Raw genomic sequence first — 19,462 nt, 5'->3', positions numbered from 1 at the left:
GATGACGGCAATGTGGTTCGGGTTGGCGGCGATCGCGCTCGTTGGTGCGATCGTGCTGCTGTATTTCGATCGGGTCCAGCGACAGCGGACCGGTCATGCGCGCCAGGTGTGGGCGAAGGCGCAGGGCTATACGTATGTGTCGGTGGAACCGGCGCTGGCGTCCACCTGGCGCCGCGGTGCGTTGGCCAAGCTCGGCTACCTGTCCGCGGTGGATGTGGTGTCCGGCATCCGCAAGGGCGAGAAATTCGTCCTCTTCGATCTGGAGGACGCGGCGACACTGGTCGCGGTGCGCAGGCAGATCGGCTCCGATATCGATGTGGATATGCGGCTCAAGACCGCGTCCCCGCCGAAGGACGCCGATCTGGAACTGCTCGGCGCGATCGGCGATCGGGTGGTATTCGCGACCAATCCGGAAATCGCCAGGCACGCGGTCGACCAGCGCATGGTCGCCTTCATCGAATCGCTGCCCGACAGCGTGCAGATGCTGTGGAGTGAGGGCAACTGGACCCTCGGCATGCTGAATGTCGGGACGGTGGCCAAGGATTGGGAGACCGCCATCGATGCGGTGCTTCGCCTGTCCGGTCTGTTGCATGTGCTGCCGCCGGTCAGCGATGCGCGCGGGGTGGATTCCGGTGGGCACGATCCGGGACGGCCGCACCCGCGCAAGCGGGCGGATGACCGGGAAGAGGCGGTCAGTCCGGTGGCCGCGCGGGTCGCGTCGGCGGATCTGCGCAAGGGCGAGGATTTCGACGACGACTACGAGGCCTCCGCCTACGACGAATCGTCTTATGACGAAGACGATTTCGACCGGCCGAAGTACCGCGAGTACTCCGACGACGACTATTACGACGACGAACCGGCCGCCGAACCGGTGACCCCTGAGCCGCCCCGCCGCCCCAGTCTCGCTGTCGTCCCCGACTCTCGCTCGCGGGCCCGCGACGAGCGCTGGGCAGCGGAACCGGAGGACGACTGGTCGCCGGAGGACCGCCCCGCCCAGCGCAAACCCGCCAAGTCCGAGCCCGCCCGGTCCGACCCGGATGCGGACGATTGGAAGTCGGCCGAGCACACACCGGAACCGCCAGGCGGTCCGTTCCACCCGGGATTCCGCCCGTATCAGGGACCCGTGCCGCAGTGAGCGGGCATGACGCCCTCTCGACACCGATTGTCCAACATGTGCGTCTGCCCGGTGCCACCCGCCCGGTCGCGCTGATCACCGGACCGACCTCCGGCATCGGGCGCGGATTCGCCGTGCGTTTGGCCACACTCGGTTATGACCTTGTGCTCGTCGCCCGCGACAAGGACCGACTGAACGCACTCGCCGCGGAATTCGAGCGGAAATTCGCGACCCGTTCGGAGGTGCTCGTCGCCGATCTGGCCAAGGCCGACGATCGGGATCGGGTGCTGGCCCGCGCCGCCGACGGTATCGAATTCCTGGTCAACAATGCCGGATTCGGTCAGTCGGGGGAGTTCTGGACGCAGCCGCCCGCCGAGGTTCAAGCCCAACTCGATGTCAATGTCACCGCGGTGGTGCAGCTCACCAGGGCCGCGCTGCCGTCGATGATCGCGGCCGCGAAGGGTTCGATCGTCAATGTGGCCAGCGTCGCGGGTCTGATCCCCGGACGCGGCTCGACCTATTCGGCTTCCAAGGCCTACGTCGTATCCTTCACGGAAGGGCTGGCGGGTGGACTGGCTGGAACGGGAGTCCGGGTCCAAGCCCTGTGCCCCGGATTCGTGCACACCGAATTCCACGAGCGGGCCGGTATCGAGATGTCCTCGCTGCCGAAAAAGCTGTGGCTGAGCGTCGACCAGGTGGTTGCCGGTTCGCTACGTGATCTGGAGAAGGACCGGGTGCTCAGCGTGCCCGGTGTGCAGTACAAAGTGCTCACCACCGCCGCCGGGATGATCCCGCGAGCCCTGGCGGCCCGACTGAATCGCGGCATGTTCAACGCACGCGGAAGGACTTGACAGACATGATCGACCAGGCGAACAAGGCCACCGTTTCGACAGACGACCGAGATAGATTGGCCGCACTCGTGCGCGAGCTCGCCGTCGTGCACGGCCGCGTCACGCTGTCCTCGGGCAAAGAGGCCGACTACTACGTCGACCTGCGCCGCGCCACCCTGCACCACGGTGCCGGACCGCTGATCGGCAAGCTGCTGCGCGAACTGGTGGCGGACTGGGATTTCGAGGCCGTCGGCGGGCTCACCATGGGCGCGGATCCGGTCGCGCTGGCCGTCATGCACGCACCCGGCCGTCCGATCGACGCCTTCGTGGTGCGTAAAGCCGCCAAGACCCACGGCATGCAGCGCCAGATCGAGGGCCCGGACATCGTAGGCAAGCGGGTGCTCGTCGTCGAGGACACCACGACCACCGGAAACTCGCCGCTGACCGCCGTGCGCGCACTGCGCGAGGCCGGTGCGACCGTCGTCGGCGTCGCGACCGTGGTGGACCGGGAGACCGGTGCCGATCAGGTAATCGCCGCCGAGGGCCTGGAGTACCGGTCCATCCTGGGATTGAAGGATCTGGCCCTCGGTTAAGCTGCGAATGCGGTCCTGGGTCGCAATCGCTGGTGATCGGCGCTTGGTCTTGCGCTGAAACGCCGACAGCGGTGCGACCCGATAACAGGACGTATACGTCGAGCGCGTCGAGGCGTTCGAGACAGTGAAGGGTCGTGGAGTTACCTGTGGTGAGCATTGCAGTCAATAAGAGCCGTGCGAATGTCGCGATGCTCGGCATCGGTGCTTACCGTCCGAAACGCCTGGTCAGCAATGAAGAGGTGTGCGAGGTTCTCGACTCGACCCCGGAGTGGATCTATGAGCGCACCGGTGTGCGCAACCGTCGGTGGATCAGCGGTGACGAAACGCTGCAGTCGATATCGGCGGCCGCCGGTGAGCGGGCGATCGTCAACAGCGGCATCGACCGCTCCAAGATCGGTGCGCTGATTCTGGCCACCTCGAGCTGGTTGACGCTGACCCCGCACGGCGCCCCCAAGGTCGCCAACGACCTGGGGATGAACGGGATCGCGGCCTTCGATCTAACCTCCGGCTGCGGCGGTTTCGGCTACGGCCTCGGCGTCGCCGCCGACCTGATCCGCTCCGGATCGGCCGAATATGTTCTGCTCATCGGTGCCGAGACGATGACGGTCGGACTCGATCCGACCGATCGCGGTACCGCGATGATATTCGGCGACGGTGCGGGTGCGGTGGTGGTCGGCCCGAGCGAGGAGAACGGCATCTCCCCGACGGTGTGGGGCAGCGACGGCGAGAATGCCTCGGCGATCGAGCAGGACGTCAACTTCCTCGAATACATGGAGAAGGCACAGCGGCTGCAGGGCATCGATCCGGCCGTCGAGCCCATCGGCCGGATGTCGCTGCGGATGGAGGGCCCGCGGGTATTCCGTTGGGCGGCGGTCACTTTGCCGCGCGCGCTGGCCTCGGCGCTCGAGGTCTCCGGTGTCTCCAAGGAAGATATCGAGGTCTTCATTCCGCATCAGGCCAATGCGCGCATCAACGAGCTGATGAAGAAGAACCTCGGGCTGGCCGATGACATCCCGGTGGCCAATGACATCGAGAACACCGGCAATACCTCCGCCGCCTCCATCCCGCTGGCGATGGAGGAAATGCTGGTGACCGGCAAGGCCAAGGGGGGCCAGGTGGCGCTGCTGCTCGGTTTCGGTGCGGGTCTGAGCTATGCGGGCCAGGTCGTCACGCTGCCGCCCGCCCCGAAAGAGCCGAGCTTTTGATGCGTCCGTTCCGAGCCGCATTTCTGGCGGCAGCGGCGGCGACCGTGTACGGCGCGGTCACCGGCCGTGAGAAGGTGCAGTGGGTGGCGAAGCCGCTGCTGATGCCGCTGTTGGCGGCGGATGTGGCGACCGATCAGGCGGTGTTGGAGCCGGTTGATCGGACGGTTCTGCTGGGTTCCCTCGGTGCCGCGACCATCGGTGATGTGCTGTTGATCGAGCCGGACAATGACCGGCGGCTGATCGCGGGCGCGTCTTCGTTCGCGGTGATGCAGACCGGATATTCGGTGCTGTGGTGGCGGCGCGGTGGGCGTCCGCGTCCGGAGATCGCGGTGCCACGGGTGCTGGCCTGGCTCGGTGCCGCACTGCTGATGCGGGCCAAGGCGCCTACCGTTGCGGCTCCGCTGACGGCCTACGGTGCGACACTGGGCAGTGCGGCGGTGCTCGCCTCCGATACCGGATTGGCTCCGGGCGCGAAAAATGTTGCCGGACTGAATATTCCGAGTGCCGATCCGCGTAGTCGGCTCGGCCTGGGTGCACTGCTGTTCACCGTTTCCGATGGTTTGATCGTGCTGCGCAGGCTGTTCGCGCGGAGCGAGCGTTCCCGGCGGGTCACCGAGGGCGTCATCCTGGCTACCTATGCGGCCGCGCAATATCTGCTCGCGGACCCGCGAGCGCACGCGCGGGACTGACCTCGCGCCCGTCGATCCGGGAGCGTGCAGTTGGTCGAGAGTTATTGCCCCAGAACGAGAATGATCCGATCGCGATTTTGCGGATCGACCCGGATGGAGATGGTCTCGCCGACCGCGAGCCGCGGCTTATCGGCCGGGGTGACATCGAAAACGATGGTGCCACGGTAACTTTCGGACCCCGGCACAACGAGCTCCAGATCGAGTTCGGTCAGTTCGGTGTGATGATCGGTGCGCTGCAGCGTATGCGCGCCCTCGATGGTCGCCCACCCCTCCAGCCCGTGCCGCCACAACTGCCGATCCGCGCGCGATGGCCGAGCCGCCAATAGCATTCCGACGCCCACGCATGATCCGAACAGCCCGACCAGCGCGACGATCTGAAATGGCTCGGTCCCCGGCGGCGTATGCGGTAGTAGCCAGCCCAGCCAGAATCCGAGCACGATCAAATACCCGGTGGTCACCCCGAGCACTGTGCGGAGAACGCGTGCGTGATCCATGCCAGCCTCCACCCGACTGCCCTGCACCTCCAGAATAGGACCGCTCACCCCACCGTGAACCCGCCTTGACCACAACCGTGACCTGCCCGTCCCACCGCGTCCCAACAGTGCATGCCGCATGATGGGCAACCGAATGGGTCGGCGAGCCCGGAATGCTTCTCGGTCGGTTCGGTCTCCCCTCGCAGTCTTGCGCGCAGCGGTGCCGTCGAACCCTCACGGTTGTGCCGAACACCCGGTACTGCCGCTGATCAATTGTCTGGCAATGCTTTTGATCATCTGATCGATACGGCAGGGGCAGGCTTATGCCTACAGCCCGGCGGCGCTGACCTGGTAGGCCGCCTCCATCAGCAGCCAACCCGACAGTTGCACCGACATATCGCGTTCGGGCACCCGTGAGGAGGTCACCGAACCGCCCGCGGTGAAATGTCCGGCACCGGACCGGCCGCCGGGTAACTGGGCGGGTTTGTTCCAGTCGTGCCCGAACAGCGGCTCGCCCTCGACCTGGAGCCGGTTCGCCCAGGCGGCCGCGGCGCTGGCGCGCACAATGGCCGCCGCGGTCCGCCGGTCGGCCACCTGTTCGCGCTCGTCGCCGGGCAGCATCAGCGCGACCACCGCGAGATAGCGGGCCAGGATTCCGTTGAACAGTCCGCCGTCGCCGCCACCGCCGCCATTGATCACCCCATCGGTGGTCATCTGCTCCTCGACCGCGGTGAGCAGCCGGTGCACCCGTTCACTGTGCCGCGGCTCGCCGGTGTGCACCGCGAGTTCGGCCTCCAGGCCGAGCACCACGCCCTGGCAATAGGTGAAGGTCGGGCTCTCGATCTCGCCGGAGGGCAGGTGGATGCCGTCCAGGATCAGGCCGGATTCCTTGTCGCACAACGTCGCGTCGATCCAGTCCGCCATTTCCTGTGCACGGACGTGGCGGCCGAGGCGCAGCAGCGCGATCGCGGCCGGTCCGTTGGCGGGAGCATTGAAATAGTCCGCGCCGACCCGCCACGGCACACCGCCGCCACGCGCCGGATCCCACGCGCCGTACAGCTCCTTCTCGAGTGCGATCAGACCGCCGCGCACCTCGGTGACGCCCTGGGTTCGCTCGGCACGCTCCAAAGCGATTGCCAGCCAAGCCATATCGTCGTAGTAGCTATTGGTCCAGCCGGTGATATTGCGCAGCCGATGCGCCCGCGCGATCGCGGCGATGCGGTTGCGTCGCGTCGGCGTCGGCACCCGGTTGGCGGCATCGACCGCACAGTCGATCAGATGGGCCTGCCACCAGTAGTGCCAGGATGCGAAGGCCCGCTCACGACGGGTCGCCGGCCAACCGACGACACCCAATTCGGTTCCCGGCACGGCCCATAGCGCGCGTAGGTGCCGAGAGACGATCGCGGATTCGGCCATATCCGCGCGCTCGGACCACAGCACGGGCGTGGGGGCAGCATCGCGCCCGGTTTCCGGGCTCCGCGAGGTCATGGGTCAATGGTGCCAGCTTCGAGCCGATCAATACCGATCTTTTCGTTACCAAGCTGACGTCAAATCGGCATGTTGCCGGATCCATGCGTGCATTGCGATGCCGGCCGCGACTCCGGCATTGATACTACGGGTCGAACCGAACTGCGCGATCGAAACCGTCAGTGCCGCCGCGCCCTTGGCATGTTCGGTGACACCCGGCCCTTCCTGCCCGAAAAGCAGCAGGCAGCGGCGCGGCAACTCGACGGTTTCCAGCGGAACCGACCCGGGCACGTTGTCCACGGCGACCACGGTCAGGTTTTCCCGTTCGGCGAAGGCGAGTAGCTCGCCGATATCGGTGTGATGTTCGATGTGCTGATAGCGGTCGGTGACCATGGCGCCGCGGCGATTCCAGCGCCGCCTGCCGACGATGTGCACGGCGGCCGCGGCGAAGGCGTTGGCGGTGCGCACCACGGTGCCGATATTCGCATCGTGGCCGAAGTTCTCGATGGCGACGTGGAACGGATGCCTGCGGCGGTCGATATCGGCGATGATCGCCTCGCGCTTCCAATAGCGGTAGGCATCGACGACATTGCGGCGGTCACCGCCGGCAAGCAGCTCCGGATCGTAATGCGGATCCTCCGGCGGGGCTTCCCCATGTTCCTGCGCCCATGGTCCGACACCGTGCGGGTGCTCGCCCCATTCGGTGGGTCCTGGCTGCTCGGCCGTATCCGGCGCGGGGTGGTTCACCCCGACGATGCTAATTCCGGCCGTTCCGACGGCACGATTCAGTACGTCGAGGACGAAGAGCCCAGGACGCCGACAGCGGCGAGGACCACCATCAGGATGACGAACAGAATGGTCAGGATCAGCAGTATCGAGGCGATCATGCCGCAGATATATCCGGCCTGGACGCTGCCGCGACCACCGATGGCGCCGCCGGACGCATCGATCTCGTTGAGCGCCTTCTTGCCCATCACCCACGCGACCGGGCCGAGGAACTGGCACAGCAGCAGGCCGAGAATGCCGAGGATCATGATCGTGATGGCTTGCGGATGATCCTGCGGCGGGCCATAGGCTGGGTAGCCGTACGGCGAACCGTACTGCGGTGGCGGCGGATAGTTCATGCGCAGGATGGTAGTTGGTGGTGTGGCTGGCCACACCTCCGTTTCGCCGGTCAGCTCGATCGAATGCCGCCGTGCCCGCGACAACCATGGAGTCCATGACCGAGACACAAACCCTCGTGCTCGACGCGCCCACCGGCAAGACCGGTCCGGACGCGCGAGAGGTGCTGCGCGCGGTACTGCGGGCGCCGATCCAGGCCCGGACCTGGAAGCAACTCGTCTATGTATTCACGGTTTTCGTGATCGGCATGCTCGCCGTCTGCTACCTGTTCTTCGGTTTCGGCGGCGGTTTGTACGCCTCGATCTTCCTGATCGGCATCCCGATCCTGGCACTGGTGATGCTGGGCGCGCGGCTGTGGGCGAAGGTGTATCGCGCGCTGGCCAGGGATCTGCTGGATACGCCTGTCGACGCGCCGCCGCCGTATGTTTCGCAGCGAGGCTTTTTCGGATTTCTGAAGAGCGCGTTCACCGATCGCGCGAGTTGGCGGGCCATTCTGTTCCTGTTCGCGCAGGCCGTACTCGGTGTGGTCGGCGGTTATCTCGTGCTGATCGTGGTGGCCGTGACGGTATTCACAGCACTCTCGCCCATCCCGTGGGTGCTGTTCAATCCGACGAATATCGACGACAACGGCGTAGAGCACCATTCGCTGGCCCAGTTCGGATCCTTCTATATCGACACTTGGCCAAGGGTTTTGCTGATGTCCGCGGTCGGCATCATCTGCTGCTTCGCACTGCCGTGGCTGCTGCGCGCGGTGTGCTGGGTGCACGAACTGCTCACCATCGCCTTGCTGTCGGCGACGGCGCGGGACCGGCAATTGGTCGAGTTGCGTGCGAGTCGGCGTGCGGCAGTTGAGGATTCGGCGGCGACGCTGCGTCGGGTGGAGCGCGATCTGCACGATGGCACGCAAGCGCGCTTGGTCACCATCGCCATGGCCCTTGGCCGGGCCGAGGAGCGGATATCTCACGGTGGTGACGCTCGCGACCTGATCGCCGACGCACACGCCAATGCCAAGGAGGCGCTGACCGAATTGCGGGAAATGGTGCGCGGAATCCACCCGCCCGCACTCGAATTGGGGCTCGAGCCGGCACTGGAAACACTGGCTTCGCGGTGTGCCGTTCCGGTGGAGCTGCGAGTCCATCTGCCGCAGCGGCCGAATCCCGCGATCGAGGCGATTGCCTACTTCTCGGTCGCCGAACTGCTCACCAATGTGGTCAAACATGCGAATGCCACCGGTGCGTGGGTGTCGGTCGTGCCGACCGATGCGCACACCATCGCGGTTTCCGTGCGCGACAACGGAATCGGTGGTGTACTGCAGCCGATGGACGGAGAACACGTCGCGGGCAGCGGACTTTCCGGACTGGCCGCGCGGGCGGGTGCGGTGGACGGCACGCTGACTGTACAGAGTCCGACCGGGGGGCCGACCGTGGTGACCATTCTGCTGCCGACGGCCGGGCCACGATGAGTACGCCGTTGCGGGTGGTCATCGCCGAGGACAATGCGATCCTGCGCGACGGACTGGCCGGGCTGCTGACCGAGCGCGGCCACGAGGTGGTCGCCATCGTCGGCGACGCCACCACCTTGAGCGATGTGGTCGGCACCCAATACCCCGACGTGGCCGTGGTCGATGTGCGGATGCCGCCGACCTTCACCGACGAGGGGCTGCTCGCGGCAATCGAGTTGCGCCGCAAATATCCGCTCACCGGCGTGCTGGTGTTCTCGCAGTGGATCGAAACTCGCTATGCCACCGAACTTCTCGCCGGTGGCGCGAACGGCGTCGGCTATCTGCTCAAGGATCGGGTGGCCGACGTCCGCGACTTCGTCGACGCCCTGGACCGCGTCGCCACCGGCGGTACCGCACTCGACCCGGAGGTGGTGAGTCAGTTGATGGGCGCCGCACGCCAACAGGATTCGCTCGCCCGGCTCACACCCCGCGAGCGTGAGGTCCTCGAACTGATGGCACAGGGACTGTCGAACAATGCGATCGCGACCGCACTCACGGTCACCGAGCGCGCGGTCGAAAAGCACATCGGCAATATCTTCACCAAACTGGATCTGCCACCCTCCGACACCCACCACCGCAGAGTCCTCGCAGTTCTGCGCCTGAAGGGCTGAACCGGCTCATCCGCGCTGATCGTAGATCGTCGGGCAGCGAGCGATGCTCTTGCGCGCGCAGACGTTAGGTGAACCGTGGTCTCGGAACCTCGGCGACGGCGTGCGGGAACTGCGATTCCACCTGCACCCACGGGAGATGCGCATCACCTACTGGCTTGCACCAGCCCGACGCTTCCCGGCTCGAGTCCGGCGGCGGCACACCCACCATCGGCATGCTGGACCGGTTGGCGCACGCACTCGAACTGCGGTTCGTCGCCCGGTTCGAGAAAACCGATGCCGCCTGATCCAGCACGGGGACGCGGGCAGTTGCGCCGGTCAGCGAGTCAAAGCGAGGCTGTTTTCGTATCGTCGCCAGCGGTTTCGAAATCGAAATCCTCGGCGGGTTTGGCGATCTCCTGGCGGTAGTGCCGGATGCCGATGGCGGTTCCGATGATCAGCCCGACCACCAGGGTGCCGATGACACCTGGCATCAGCCACGGCACCCGGTCCAGGAAACTGCCCGCGTAGTAGCCGATGAGCAGCAGCACCGGCGCCCAGATAATGGCGCCGACGGTGCTGGCGACGGTGTATTTGCGGTGATCCATCCGCGCCGCGCCCGCGACCATCGGGCACAGCGTGCGCACCCACGGGATCCAGCGCGAAATGAGTACCGCGAGGAAACCGTGCCGCTGTAGCAGTTCGGTGACCCGCTGCAGGTTGCGGGTGTTGATGTAGCGGCCGTTCTTCCTGGCCACCAGATGGTGGCCGGTGCGATGCCCGATGACATAGCCGACCTGGTTGCCCGCGATGGCCGCGACCATCGCGCCGATGGACAACGCCCAGACATGGGCTTCGCCCGCGGCGTTGGAGGCCATCACGATGCCCGCGGTGATGAGCATCGAATCCCCCGGCAGGAACAACCCGATGATCAACGCGCATTCGAGGAAGACGAAGGTCAGTACCACCGTCCAGACGAGCGCGGGCCCCGCCGAGGTCAGCGGATCGAAACTGCCCACTGCTAGGGGCAACTGCGCCGTGGACACCGGCTCAGTGGGTCGGCTCGTTCGTCGAGGCGGTCAGCGCGGCGTCGTCGTGCTGAGCGGCCTCGTCCGCACCGCGGTTGAGCACCTTCTTGGCCACCGCGATGATGCCGGGCAGGATCGAGATAAGGACGATGAGCAGGAAGATCGGCTCGATGTTCTTGCGAATGAATTCGATATTGCCGAGGAAGTAGCCGAGCACCGTGACACCGCCGCCCCACAGGACGGCGCCGACGATGTCGAAGGTGACGAATTTGCGGTAATCCATCTTGGACACACCCGCCAGCACCGGCATGAACGTGCGCACGATCGGCACGAATCGGGCCAGGATGATCGTCTTCGGTCCGTGCTTTTCGAAGAAGGCATGCGTCTGGGTGACGTAGTGCTTCTTGAACAACCGGGTGTCTTCCTTGTGGAACAGTGCGGGCCCGATGGCCCGGCCGATCCAATACGCGCATTGATCACCGGCGAAGGCGGTCACCATGACGGCGGGCAACAGGATCCAGATGGATACCGGCGGATTATCCGTCGCGGACAGCAGGCCGCCGGTGAACAGCAGCGAATCGCCCGGGAGGATCGGGAAGAGCAGACCGGTCTCGATGAAGACGATCACCAGGATCGCCGGGAGCACCGCGTTCTTGAGCCACGTCTCCGTAAGCAGGTGCATCGGGTCCAGCAACTGGGTCAATGCGACGTTGCTCGTCACCGATTCTGTCGCTGCCAGCAGAATCACGCGGCCTCCTGTCCCGGGTACGGCTGGCCTGCATTGCTTGCCACCGCATCGGAAGCTGCCAGCGCAATTACGCGGCCAACAGTACCTGTGTTTGATTTGCCGCGCCTGCGGCACGGCGAACGTCGCTCGTAAGACTCGCTCCGTGCGTGGCAGGTCGGGCACGGGCCTTGCGACTTAGTGCCTGGCCGTCAAACACGGCAAAAAGGCGCTGGCCTAGTCTGTGGACTGACAGAATTGTCTTTTGCCGCACAACACGGAGGTCTTCACAGTGCCCATCGCGACTCCGGAGGTCTACGCCGAGATGCTCGGTCGGGCCAAAGCGAACTCCTTTGCCTTCCCGGCCATCAACTGCACCTCCTCGGAAACCGTCAACGCGGCCATCAAAGGCTTCGCCGACGCGGGCAGCGACGGCATCATCCAGTTCTCCACCGGCGGCGCGGAGTTCGGTTCGGGCCAGGGTGTGAAGGATATGGTCGTCGGCGCGGTCGCACTGGCCGAATTCGCGCATGTGATCGCCGCGCGCTACGACGTGACCATCGCGCTGCACACCGACCACTGCCCCAAGGACAAGCTGGACACCTTCGTGCGTCCGCTGATCGCCGTCTCCCAGGAGCGGGTGAACGCGGGCAAGAACCCGCTGTTCCAGTCGCATATGTGGGACGGCTCGGCGATCCCGATCGACGAGAACCTGGAGATCGCCAAGGAGCTGCTCAAGGCGACCAACGCCGCGAACATCATCCTCGAGGTCGAGATCGGCGTCGTCGGCGGTGAAGAGGACGGTGTCGAGGCCGAGATCAACGAGAAGCTCTACACCTCGCCCGAGGACTTCCAGAAGACCATCGACGCGCTCGGCGCGGGCGAGAACGGCAAGTACCTGCTCGCCGCGACCTTCGGCAATGTGCACGGCGTGTACAAGCCGGGCAATGTGGTGCTCAAGCCCGAGGTGCTGGCCGAGGGGCAGCGCGTCGCCGCGGCCAAGCTGGGTCTGGCGGCGGACGCGCAGCCGTTCGATTTCGTCTTCCACGGCGGTTCGGGCTCGCTGAAGTCGGAGATCGAGGATTCGCTGCGCTTCGGTGTGGTGAAGATGAACGTCGACACCGACACCCAGTACGCGTTCACCCGGCCGGTGGCAGCGCACATGTTCAGCAACTACGACGGTGTGCTCAAGATCGACGGCGAGGTCGGCAACAAGAAGGCCTACGATCCGCGCAGCTACCTGAAGAAGGCCGAATCGGCCATGGCGGCACGTGTCGTCGAGGCGTGCAATGATCTGAAGTCCGCGGGTCGCTCGATCAGCGCCTGACCCTATTTACCCTTCGGGGGGCATTGAGCACATGGTTCTGGATGTGCGCGTGCTCGGGCCCGTTCGACTGCTCGTCGGTGGTGAACCGGTGGCGGTCGGCGGGCCCAAGCCGCGAGCGTTGCTCGCCGCGCTGACCGTCAATCGACGGCGTGCGGTGGCTTCGGCTGCGCTGGCCGATATGGTCTGGAACGAGGATCCGCCCGATTCCTACGCCGCCAGCCTGCAGGTATTCGTCTCGAATATCCGTAAGGCACTGCGTAACTCGGGTGTGGATCCGGCCATGGTGCTGCGCACCGAATCATCCGGTTATCGACTCGAGATCCCGGAGGATGCCTGCGATCTCGGCCGCTTCGAGGCGGCCAGGGATGCGGGCACGCGCGCCGCCGAGGTCGGCGACCATGTGGGCGCGTCGCAACTGTTCGGAACCGCGTTGCGCGAATGGAGCGGTCGGGCACTGGCTGATCTGGCCGGACTGCAGTTCGCCGACGGTTTCGCCACCGCGATGGACGAGGAGCGGCTGCAGGCCGCCTCGGCTCGTATCGATGCCGAAATCGCCTGTGGGCGTGCGTCATCGGTGATCGGCGAGTTGGTCTCGATGACCAATGAACATCCGCTGCGCGAACCGCTGTGGGGTCAGCTGATCACCGCGCTGTACCTATCCGGCCGACAGGCCGATGCGCTGGACGCGTGCCGTCGGGTGCGTACGGTGCTCGCGGACGAACTCGGTATCGATCCGGGCCCGGTCCTGGTCGATCTCGAACAGCGGGTGCTGCGGCAGGAACCGCTGAGCACGATGGAACTCAAGCGCACCGAGCGGCTGGCCGCGGCGATGACCGAGACGGTCACCGAGATGCCGCGTGCGGTCCGCAGTGGTCAACTGCGCATGCCGGACGGCCGGGTCACGGCAATCGCGCAGGGCGGCATGCGAATCGGCCGGATGACCGACAACGATCTGGTCCTCGACGATCCGAAGGCCAGTCGCTACCACGCGCACATCATGCCGAGCCGGGCCGGGTTGCTGATCAAGGATCTGCATTCGGCCAACGGCGTGTATGTCAACGACGAGGCGATCGAGAGCGGTGCGCTGCTCGCCGACGGCGACAATATCCGCATCGGCGCAACGGTTCTGGTGTTCCAGGCCGTGCAGTAATCGCTCAGTCGCAGGCGATGCCGTCCCCATCCGGATCCAGATACGGGTTGTACCCGGGCTGACCGCGATAGAGCGGCAACTTCCCCTCGGCCCGAACCTGATCGCAATCGGTGTAGTACCCAGGCGACTCCTCCTCCTTCGACTTCTCCGGCGGCGGCACATTCGACCCCTTCGGCCCCGGCCGATAGGACGGCACCGGAAGCGAACTATCGGGCCCGGCAACGAATTGGACGGCAGAGGAATCGGCGGTGGCGATCGGCGACGCGATCGCTATACCGCCGACCACCAGACAGGCGGCGCCGAACGCGGGTACAGCACGGCGATAGATCAGTGAAGCGTTCACATTCTCCATCCTGCTCCGCTTTCCACGCCGATGTCAGTGCGGTCGAATGAGAACCACCGGAGGCCCTTTGCTCCCCCGGTGGACGGCCACTCACCCCGACTCGAGTTGTCGTGTCGTGGACGCTAGCAGGCGGTTGGGCTGCGGTCCCGAAAATGGAGTAGGAGTTTCCTGTTAATTGTGGATGTCCGTGCGGCGCATGGGTTATTCGGTCGGTAAGTCGGGCGGGGCGAAGCGGGCAAAACGGGTAGGGTCGGGCGCTGGTGCACAACATCGCGCAGAGCATTGATGCGGCGGGTGTCCAATTTTGCGCGAGATATCAAGGGGTTGCGGATGGCTCGGCGGTGGGTTGCGGTGTTCGGTGTGGTCGTATATGCGGCCGGGGCGTTGACGTGCGCGGCACGAGCCGGTGCCGTGCCGGAGGAGGCGGGGCCGGTGGCCGGGCCGTGTGTGACGGATCCGCCCGCGACGCATGAAGGCTTGATACCCAAGACGCTCGACGTGCCGGTTCCGTATCCGGTGATCACCGTGCTGCCGCCGGATCGGCCCGAACCCGCGCCGGTTCGGACGCAGATGCAGTTGCCGCCGGATCCGTGCACGAATCCGTGCCCGGATCTGACCGACTTACCTTCGCTGCCGCCGAGTCCGGCGAGCCAACTCGGCATTCCGGAAATTCTGTTGAGCCCCAAGCCTTTCCACTTCGCGATTCCGGGACCGGGACCGGACCCCGGTCAGGTGCCACCGCCTCCGCCGCGGGTGGATCCATCGACCGAGCCCGCCCCTTTGGCCGCGGCTCGGCCGACGCCACGGGTCGGCGCGGTCACCGAGGTGGCCAAGCAGACCGGCGCGAATTCGGTCAATCGGACCGATAAGCGCTGGCAGGTCGATGGCACCGATCTCGGCATCATGTGGGAGAGCGCGCCGGGGGAGATCGCGACCGCCTTCGGTGACACCGTTGGACGCGGCTTCCACCCGCCGGGCGGAATGGGATCGGATTGGCGCAGCAATGTGCTCGCATTCAGCACCGATCGCGATCTCACCGACGGCATGACCTACGACCGGATGGTGACCGACGACCGCTGCCACGCGGCCGAGGTGCTTTCCAGCCGCAAACTCGACAATGTCGAGGTCACCACGATTCCGACCTCCGGATTCGCACTCGGTGCGCGGCAGTACCTGAGCTACATGTCGATTCGCACCTGGAACAGCATTCCGGGCACGTTCTTCACCAATTACGGCGGCATCGCCTATTCCGATGATCACGGTCAGACCTGGACCAAGGATCCCTACGCGCGTTGGGACAACATCTTCGGCCTCGCGAATTTCCAAGTGAGCGCGATGGTTCCGCATGACGACTACGTGTACATGTTCGGCACACCCAATACCCGCCTCGGCTCGGTCGGCCTTGCGCGAGTGCCGAAGGATCAGCTCCTCAACACCACCGCCTACCAGTACTGGCGAGACGGAAACTGGACTCCGGTAGGCGGATTCGGCTCCGCGAGCCCGATCGTCGACGCGCCCGTCGGTGAGTTGTCGGTGCGCTTCGACGCCTCCCGAAACGTCTGGCAGATGAGCTATTTGGATACCGCGAAAGCGGCACTGGTCGTCCGCGAAGCGAATTCACCGCAGGGCGTGTGGTCCGATGGCGCACCGACGGTGACGGTGCGCGAATATCCCGAGTTGTACGGCGGATTCATCCACCCCTGGTCCTCGGGTTCGGACCTGTACCTCAATATTTCGACCTGGAGCGACTACAACGTCTATCTCGTGCACGCGACCATCGAATGAGGTTGCGTCGCTAGGCGAAGCGAACCTCGGCGATGGCCCGGCCGAAGAGTTTGCGGCCCTCCGAATTACCCGCGAGCACAATGGTCGCGGTCCGTCGGCGCGGATCGAGCGATTTGATCTTCCCGCTGAATTCGACGGCGCTCGGCGCCTCGGCGGTCACCGGAACGAATCCGGCGAACCGCACGCTGAACTTTTCGATGGCCGTCGGATCACCGAGCCAGGAGGTCAGATAATCACCGGCCAGACTCATGGTCAGCATGCCGTGCGCCACCACTGTCGGCAGTCCGGCCAACTGGGCCGCGCGCTCGCTGAAGTGAATCGGGTTCGGATCGCCGGAAACGCCCGCATAGTTGGTCAGATCGCCGCGCGTCACATACGCGGTCTCGGCCGGGAGTTGATCGCCGACGGCCAGCCGGTCGAAGTCCGGGAGCGAGCGCACGGATGCGCTGCGCACCGCGGGCTGTCCGGGGGGCGGGGCATCCGCGGGTAAGGCGACCAGCGGGCCGCTGTCCGGCACCGTGATATCACCGACGGTGACCGGGCGCGCGTGCATCATGATGTTCTCGACGGCGGCCGCGATATTCGGATCCACTTCGACACCGCGGCGCGCCACGATGGTGGTCGAACCCGATACCACGATCTCGTCGTGCTGGTTGGTCAGCGAGAAGGTCACCAGGATGAAGTCGTTATCGCCGAACTGACGGATCGAGTCGATCACGATCTCGGTGCTGAGCCGGTCGCCCGCCAGGATCGGGCGGGTGAGCTCGAAGACCTGGTCGGTCTGCAGGATCTGGGACAGGTCGTATTCGGTGAGCACCGTGTCCAGTAGGACCCTGGTCGCATTGATGCCGATGACCGAGGCGAAGGTCGGCGGCGCGATGATCCCGTCGTAACCGAGCTCGAGCGCATCGGGTTCGGAGTAGTGCGCACCGTGGCGACTCTGCGTCGCGCGGGCGAACTCACGGACCTTCTCCCGGCCTACCGAATAGTGTTCGCGAACCCGGAACCGGCTTCCCGCCAGCGTGGCTGTCTGCTCGACCACTTCGACTTCCGGCTTTTCGATTGTCTGCTCCCTGACCATGATCCGGGCCATGCTACTGGCGAACCGGTCTGATGACCAGGTAAGTGTGACGTTCGCAACCGGTTAGAGGGCTTACCTTTTGGATATGCCCTGCTGGACTCGGCGTCACCGTTCGGCTAGGGCGTCCCGGCACTCGGCGGGTCACAGACCTTCCAGCCGTCGGCGGTCTGCTCCAGATCGAAAGTCCGCGCCGAGCGCTTCGTCGGATCGGCGTCGGTGTACACGGTGGCCTGCGCGATCGCCGTCTTGTCTGTGATCTTGATCGCATCGACGCTCGCCACCACGGGAATGTTCTTGCGATCCATCGACAGCTGGTGCACGCCCGCGAACTGGTCCGCCGCAATGCCCTGATAGAAGTCGTGCAACTGTCCGCAGGTGGTGTTGCGCAGCGCCGCGAGATCGCCGGATTTCAGCGCCTGGGTGTAATCGGTGATGGTGGCGCGCACTTTGGCCTCCGGGGAGTTGTCGCCCCGGCTCCCGATGAGCGCGACCGCGAGCGCGATCACCGCGATGAGCGCCACCGCGGCCGCACCGAGGAACAACCAGCGCTTCGAGCGCTCGGCCGGTGCCTCGCCGGCCGCCGGTTGCTGACCGGGCGGCGTGATCCGCTGCGGCTGGGCCATCGGTCGCGATCCGGTGACCGGCTGCGCGGGTCGAGTCAGCTGGGTGTCCGCAGGTGACGGGGCCGACGCGACCTGACGCGGCCGCCCTGGCCCGCGCGGCGCCGAGGGTGCGGTCTCCTCGACCCCCGGCCCACTTTGCGAAGGCCCTTGCGCCCCAGCCTGTTTCGGACCCGCCGCCGGACGTGGTGTGCTCGGCGGCTTGCTGATGGGACCGGGCCGCGCCGCGGGCGCAACGACGCGGTCGGTACCGGGCTTGGTCCCGGCATCGGTCCGCATTCGCTGCGTGGCGTCCTTGTCGGCCGGCTTCTGAATCGGCAGTGCGACGGTCTGCTCGGCATCCAGCTTCGAAACCACCGGCATGGCGACTGTCTTGTCGTCCGCGCCCGCCAAATCCGGCTCATCCTGCGCCGGAGCAGCAGTCGCTGCCTCGGCGGTCGACTTCGCCTTCGGATCGATCCGGCGCATCACCATGGTCGCCGCATCCGCACCCGCGGTATCGTCGACCTTGTCGGCCGCTGTCGCAGACTTGGCCGCAGCCGAATCCCGCTGAATTACAGCGGTTTCGGCAGCGGATCCCGTCGCCGATACTGGGGCGTCACCTGGTGACGGGGTTTCAGACGGTGGCTCAGCTCCCGTCGGAGTGGTCGATTTGGCGGCACTTGATGCGGTCGCCCCCGCGGTGGATGCCGCGGGCTCGTCTCCTACCGCGGCCTCAGCATCGGATCCTGCGGTGGCCGCAGCGGCAGTTCCACCGGCCGCAGCAGCAGCCGCGGCGGACCTCGCCGCACCACCAGCGGACTGAGCGGCGGGACCACCTCGTTTGATCACGACGGTCGGCGCATTCGGCCCGGAGCCAGTATCGGTTGCTCCCCCGGAGCCGCCAACCGGCGTCGCCGCACCCGGCGCCTTCGTGGAAGCCGTCTTGCCCTCGACGCCACTACGCGAGATCTCCGTGGTCTTCACCTCGGAGTTCGCGGCGTCACCGCCGGACCGTGTGGAATCGGCAGCTGCGCCCGGTTCCGCGGAACCGGGCGCAGACGACGCCGCGCCGCGATCTCGTTGACCCGCGCCACCCGGGTTGGTTCCGCCGCCCGGCGCTGCCGGTGAGGCTGTGCCGCTGTCTCGTCGGCCGACACCACCCGGCCCGGTTGCGCCGCCCTGCGCAGGTCCAGATGGAGCCGCGCCGCGCTCTCGCTGGCTTGTGCTGCCGGGCGCGGGAGCCGGTGAGGTGCCACCTTGCTGGGCCGCGCCGCCGGGGTTGGCGCTGCCGGGCGTTGGAGCTGGTGGGACTGTGCCGTTATCTCGTTGGCCTGCGCCGCCGGGCGTTGGAGCATGTGAGGCGTTGCCGCTATCTCGCTGGCCTGTGCTGCCGGGCGCGGGAGCCGGTGAGCTGCCACCTCGCTGGGCCGCGCCGCCGGGGTTGGCGCTGCCGGGCGTTGGAGCATGTGAGGCTGTGCCGCTGTCTCGCTGGCCTGCACCGCCTGGCTTGGTTGCGTTACCCGGTGTGGGAGCAAAAGGGGTAGCGCCGCCACTGCGTTGGCCTGCGCCGCCGGAGTTGGCTGCGCCGCCCAGCCTGGTTGTGTCGCCCAGCCTGGTTGTGTCGCCCAGCCTGGTTGTGTCGCCCAGCCTGGTTGTGTCGCCCAGCCTGGTTGTGTCGCCCAGCCTGGTTGTGTCGCCTGGCCTGGTTGCGTTGCCCGGCGTGGGAGCAGATGGGCTGCCGCCACCTCGCTGGGCCGTGCTGCCGAGGTTGGCAGCGCCGCCCGGCGCGGGAGTCGACGAGGCTGTGCCGCTATCTCGCCGGCTTGCGCCGCCCGGCCTCG

General features: G+C 66.2%; 20 protein-coding genes. 11 read left to right on the top strand and 9 right to left on the bottom strand.

Annotation, left to right across the window (positions count from 1 at the left end):
- Position 1: 1 nt before the first annotated feature.
- The 5 genes from ACFYOW_RS10465 (at position 2) to ACFYOW_RS10445 (ending at position 4,431) form a co-directional block, all read left to right on the top strand.
- Positions 2–1,135 (top strand): hypothetical protein, encoded by a 1,134-nt coding sequence (locus tag ACFYOW_RS10465; protein WP_387286538.1) that lies wholly within the window; start codon positions 2–4, stop codon positions 1,133–1,135.
- A 38-nt stretch (positions 1,136–1,173) separates the two neighbouring features.
- Positions 1,174–1,965: an SDR family NAD(P)-dependent oxidoreductase gene (locus ACFYOW_RS10460; RefSeq protein ID WP_387286536.1), complete on the top strand. Its 792-nt coding sequence runs from the start codon at positions 1,174–1,176 to the stop codon at positions 1,963–1,965.
- A gap of 5 nt (positions 1,966–1,970) precedes the next feature.
- Positions 1,971–2,537 (top strand): orotate phosphoribosyltransferase, encoded by a 567-nt coding sequence (pyrE, locus tag ACFYOW_RS10455; RefSeq protein WP_063044806.1) that lies wholly within the window; start codon positions 1,971–1,973, stop codon positions 2,535–2,537.
- Positions 2,538–2,683: 146 nt separating this feature from the next.
- A complete protein-coding gene (locus ACFYOW_RS10450) occupies positions 2,684–3,742 on the top strand; it encodes a beta-ketoacyl-ACP synthase 3 (protein ID WP_387286534.1) in 1,059 nt (352 codons plus the stop codon).
- On the top strand, positions 3,742–4,431 hold the full coding sequence (locus ACFYOW_RS10445) for a lysoplasmalogenase (RefSeq protein ID WP_387286532.1): 690 nt from the start codon (positions 3,742–3,744) through the stop codon (positions 4,429–4,431). Before ACFYOW_RS10450 ends, ACFYOW_RS10445 begins: the two co-directional genes overlap by 1 nt.
- A gap of 41 nt (positions 4,432–4,472) precedes the next feature.
- Here ACFYOW_RS10445 and ACFYOW_RS10440 read toward each other — a convergent pair whose 3' ends face one another.
- The 4 genes from ACFYOW_RS10440 to ACFYOW_RS10425 form a co-directional block, all read right to left on the bottom strand.
- Entirely contained in the window at positions 4,473–4,925 is a 453-nt protein-coding gene (locus ACFYOW_RS10440) for a hypothetical protein (protein ID WP_387286530.1), read from the bottom strand.
- 306 nt (positions 4,926–5,231) lie between these two features.
- Entirely contained in the window at positions 5,232–6,320 is a 1,089-nt protein-coding gene (locus ACFYOW_RS10435; RefSeq protein ID WP_387287456.1) for a glycoside hydrolase family 76 protein, read from the bottom strand.
- A 117-nt stretch (positions 6,321–6,437) separates the two neighbouring features.
- Positions 6,438–7,118 carry a TrmH family RNA methyltransferase gene (locus ACFYOW_RS10430; RefSeq protein ID WP_387286528.1) on the bottom strand — a complete coding sequence of 227 codons (681 nt, stop codon included), beginning with the start codon at positions 7,116–7,118 and terminating at the stop codon, positions 6,438–6,440.
- Between the two features lie 38 nt (positions 7,119–7,156).
- Positions 7,157–7,495, bottom strand: a complete 339-nt coding sequence (locus tag ACFYOW_RS10425; RefSeq protein ID WP_063044812.1) for a hypothetical protein — start codon at positions 7,493–7,495, stop codon at positions 7,157–7,159.
- A gap of 95 nt (positions 7,496–7,590) precedes the next feature.
- On the opposite strand from ACFYOW_RS10425, the gene ACFYOW_RS10420 reads away from it, so the two are divergent.
- The 3 genes from ACFYOW_RS10420 to ACFYOW_RS10410 all read left to right on the top strand — a co-directional run bounded on the left by ACFYOW_RS10420 (position 7,591) and on the right by ACFYOW_RS10410 (position 9,889).
- Positions 7,591–8,955 (top strand): sensor histidine kinase, encoded by a 1,365-nt coding sequence (locus ACFYOW_RS10420; protein WP_387286526.1) that lies wholly within the window; start codon positions 7,591–7,593, stop codon positions 8,953–8,955.
- Positions 8,952–9,605: a LuxR C-terminal-related transcriptional regulator gene (locus ACFYOW_RS10415; protein ID WP_387286524.1), complete on the top strand. Its 654-nt coding sequence runs from the start codon at positions 8,952–8,954 to the stop codon at positions 9,603–9,605. Before ACFYOW_RS10420 ends, ACFYOW_RS10415 begins: the two co-directional genes overlap by 4 nt.
- 155 nt (positions 9,606–9,760) lie before the next feature.
- Positions 9,761–9,889 carry a helix-turn-helix domain-containing protein gene (locus tag ACFYOW_RS10410; protein WP_387286522.1) on the top strand — a complete coding sequence of 43 codons (129 nt, stop codon included), beginning with the start codon at positions 9,761–9,763 and terminating at the stop codon, positions 9,887–9,889.
- A gap of 39 nt (positions 9,890–9,928) precedes the next feature.
- On the opposite strand, the gene ACFYOW_RS10405 is transcribed toward ACFYOW_RS10410, so the two are convergent.
- Positions 9,929–10,612, bottom strand: coding sequence for a DedA family protein (locus ACFYOW_RS10405; protein WP_387287454.1), 684 nt, complete (start codon positions 10,610–10,612; stop codon positions 9,929–9,931).
- A 19-nt stretch (positions 10,613–10,631) separates the two neighbouring features.
- Positions 10,632–11,291, bottom strand: coding sequence for a DedA family protein (locus ACFYOW_RS10400; protein ID WP_084509133.1), 660 nt, complete (start codon positions 11,289–11,291; stop codon positions 10,632–10,634).
- Positions 11,292–11,625: 334 nt separating this feature from the next.
- On the opposite strand from ACFYOW_RS10400, the gene fbaA reads away from it, so the two are divergent.
- Complete coding sequence (gene fbaA / locus ACFYOW_RS10395) at positions 11,626–12,660, top strand: class II fructose-bisphosphate aldolase (protein WP_387287452.1); 1,035 nt, start codon at positions 11,626–11,628, stop codon at positions 12,658–12,660.
- A 31-nt stretch (positions 12,661–12,691) separates the two neighbouring features.
- Positions 12,692–13,810, top strand: coding sequence for a BTAD domain-containing putative transcriptional regulator (locus ACFYOW_RS10390; RefSeq protein WP_063044796.1), 1,119 nt, complete (start codon positions 12,692–12,694; stop codon positions 13,808–13,810).
- A 4-nt stretch (positions 13,811–13,814) separates the two neighbouring features.
- Here the strand turns inward: ACFYOW_RS10390 and ACFYOW_RS10385 are convergent, their stop codons facing one another.
- Positions 13,815–14,153, bottom strand: coding sequence for an excalibur calcium-binding domain-containing protein (locus tag ACFYOW_RS10385; protein WP_387286519.1), 339 nt, complete (start codon positions 14,151–14,153; stop codon positions 13,815–13,817).
- Between the two features lie 330 nt (positions 14,154–14,483).
- Here ACFYOW_RS10385 and ACFYOW_RS10380 point away from each other — a divergent pair, with 330 nt between their 5' ends.
- On the top strand, positions 14,484–15,938 hold the full coding sequence (locus tag ACFYOW_RS10380; protein WP_387286517.1) for a DUF4185 domain-containing protein: 1,455 nt from the start codon (positions 14,484–14,486) through the stop codon (positions 15,936–15,938).
- A 10-nt stretch (positions 15,939–15,948) separates the two neighbouring features.
- On the opposite strand, the gene ACFYOW_RS10375 is transcribed toward ACFYOW_RS10380, so the two are convergent.
- Together ACFYOW_RS10375 and ACFYOW_RS10370 are read right to left on the bottom strand one after the other, a co-directional pair.
- On the bottom strand, positions 15,949–17,019 hold the full coding sequence (locus tag ACFYOW_RS10375; protein ID WP_387286515.1) for a fused (3R)-hydroxyacyl-ACP dehydratase subunits HadA/HadB: 1,071 nt from the start codon (positions 17,017–17,019) through the stop codon (positions 15,949–15,951).
- Between the two features lie 116 nt (positions 17,020–17,135).
- Positions 17,136–18,605 carry a hypothetical protein gene (locus ACFYOW_RS10370; RefSeq protein WP_387286513.1) on the bottom strand — a complete coding sequence of 490 codons (1,470 nt, stop codon included), beginning with the start codon at positions 18,603–18,605 and terminating at the stop codon, positions 17,136–17,138.
- Positions 18,606–19,462 lie beyond the last annotated feature (857 nt).

The sequence above is a fragment of the Nocardia sp. NPDC006982 genome (assembly GCF_042869435.1).
Lineage (GTDB): Bacteria > Actinomycetota > Actinomycetes > Mycobacteriales > Mycobacteriaceae > Nocardia.
The sequence above is the reverse complement of the archived record's forward strand: the minus strand, read 5'-3'. Positions and strand labels throughout refer to the sequence as shown.

What these genes read in the sequence shown, in the direction of transcription:
- ACFYOW_RS10465 (WP_387286538.1), top strand. Translation starts at nt 2, where the DNA reads ATGACGGCAATGTGGTTCGGGTTGGCGGCGATCGCGCTCGTTGGTGCG.
- pyrE (WP_063044806.1), top strand. Translation starts at nt 1,971, where the DNA reads ATGATCGACCAGGCGAACAAGGCCACCGTTTCGACAGACGACCGAGAT.
- ACFYOW_RS10445 (WP_387286532.1), top strand. Translation starts at nt 3,742, where the DNA reads ATGCGTCCGTTCCGAGCCGCATTTCTGGCGGCAGCGGCGGCGACCGTG.
- ACFYOW_RS10440 (WP_387286530.1), bottom strand. Translation starts at nt 4,925, where the DNA reads ATGGATCACGCACGCGTTCTCCGCACAGTGCTCGGGGTGACCACCGGG.
- ACFYOW_RS10435 (WP_387287456.1), bottom strand. Translation starts at nt 6,320, where the DNA reads ATGGCCGAATCCGCGATCGTCTCTCGGCACCTACGCGCGCTATGGGCC.
- ACFYOW_RS10425 (WP_063044812.1), bottom strand. Translation starts at nt 7,495, where the DNA reads ATGAACTATCCGCCGCCACCGCAGTACGGTTCGCCGTACGGCTACCCA.
- ACFYOW_RS10420 (WP_387286526.1), top strand. Translation starts at nt 7,591, where the DNA reads ATGACCGAGACACAAACCCTCGTGCTCGACGCGCCCACCGGCAAGACC.
- ACFYOW_RS10415 (WP_387286524.1), top strand. Translation starts at nt 8,952, where the DNA reads ATGAGTACGCCGTTGCGGGTGGTCATCGCCGAGGACAATGCGATCCTG.
- ACFYOW_RS10400 (WP_084509133.1), bottom strand. Translation starts at nt 11,291, where the DNA reads ATGCACCTGCTTACGGAGACGTGGCTCAAGAACGCGGTGCTCCCGGCG.
- ACFYOW_RS10390 (WP_063044796.1), top strand. Translation starts at nt 12,692, where the DNA reads ATGGTTCTGGATGTGCGCGTGCTCGGGCCCGTTCGACTGCTCGTCGGT.
- ACFYOW_RS10380 (WP_387286517.1), top strand. Translation starts at nt 14,484, where the DNA reads ATGGCTCGGCGGTGGGTTGCGGTGTTCGGTGTGGTCGTATATGCGGCC.
- ACFYOW_RS10375 (WP_387286515.1), bottom strand. Translation starts at nt 17,019, where the DNA reads ATGGTCAGGGAGCAGACAATCGAAAAGCCGGAAGTCGAAGTGGTCGAG.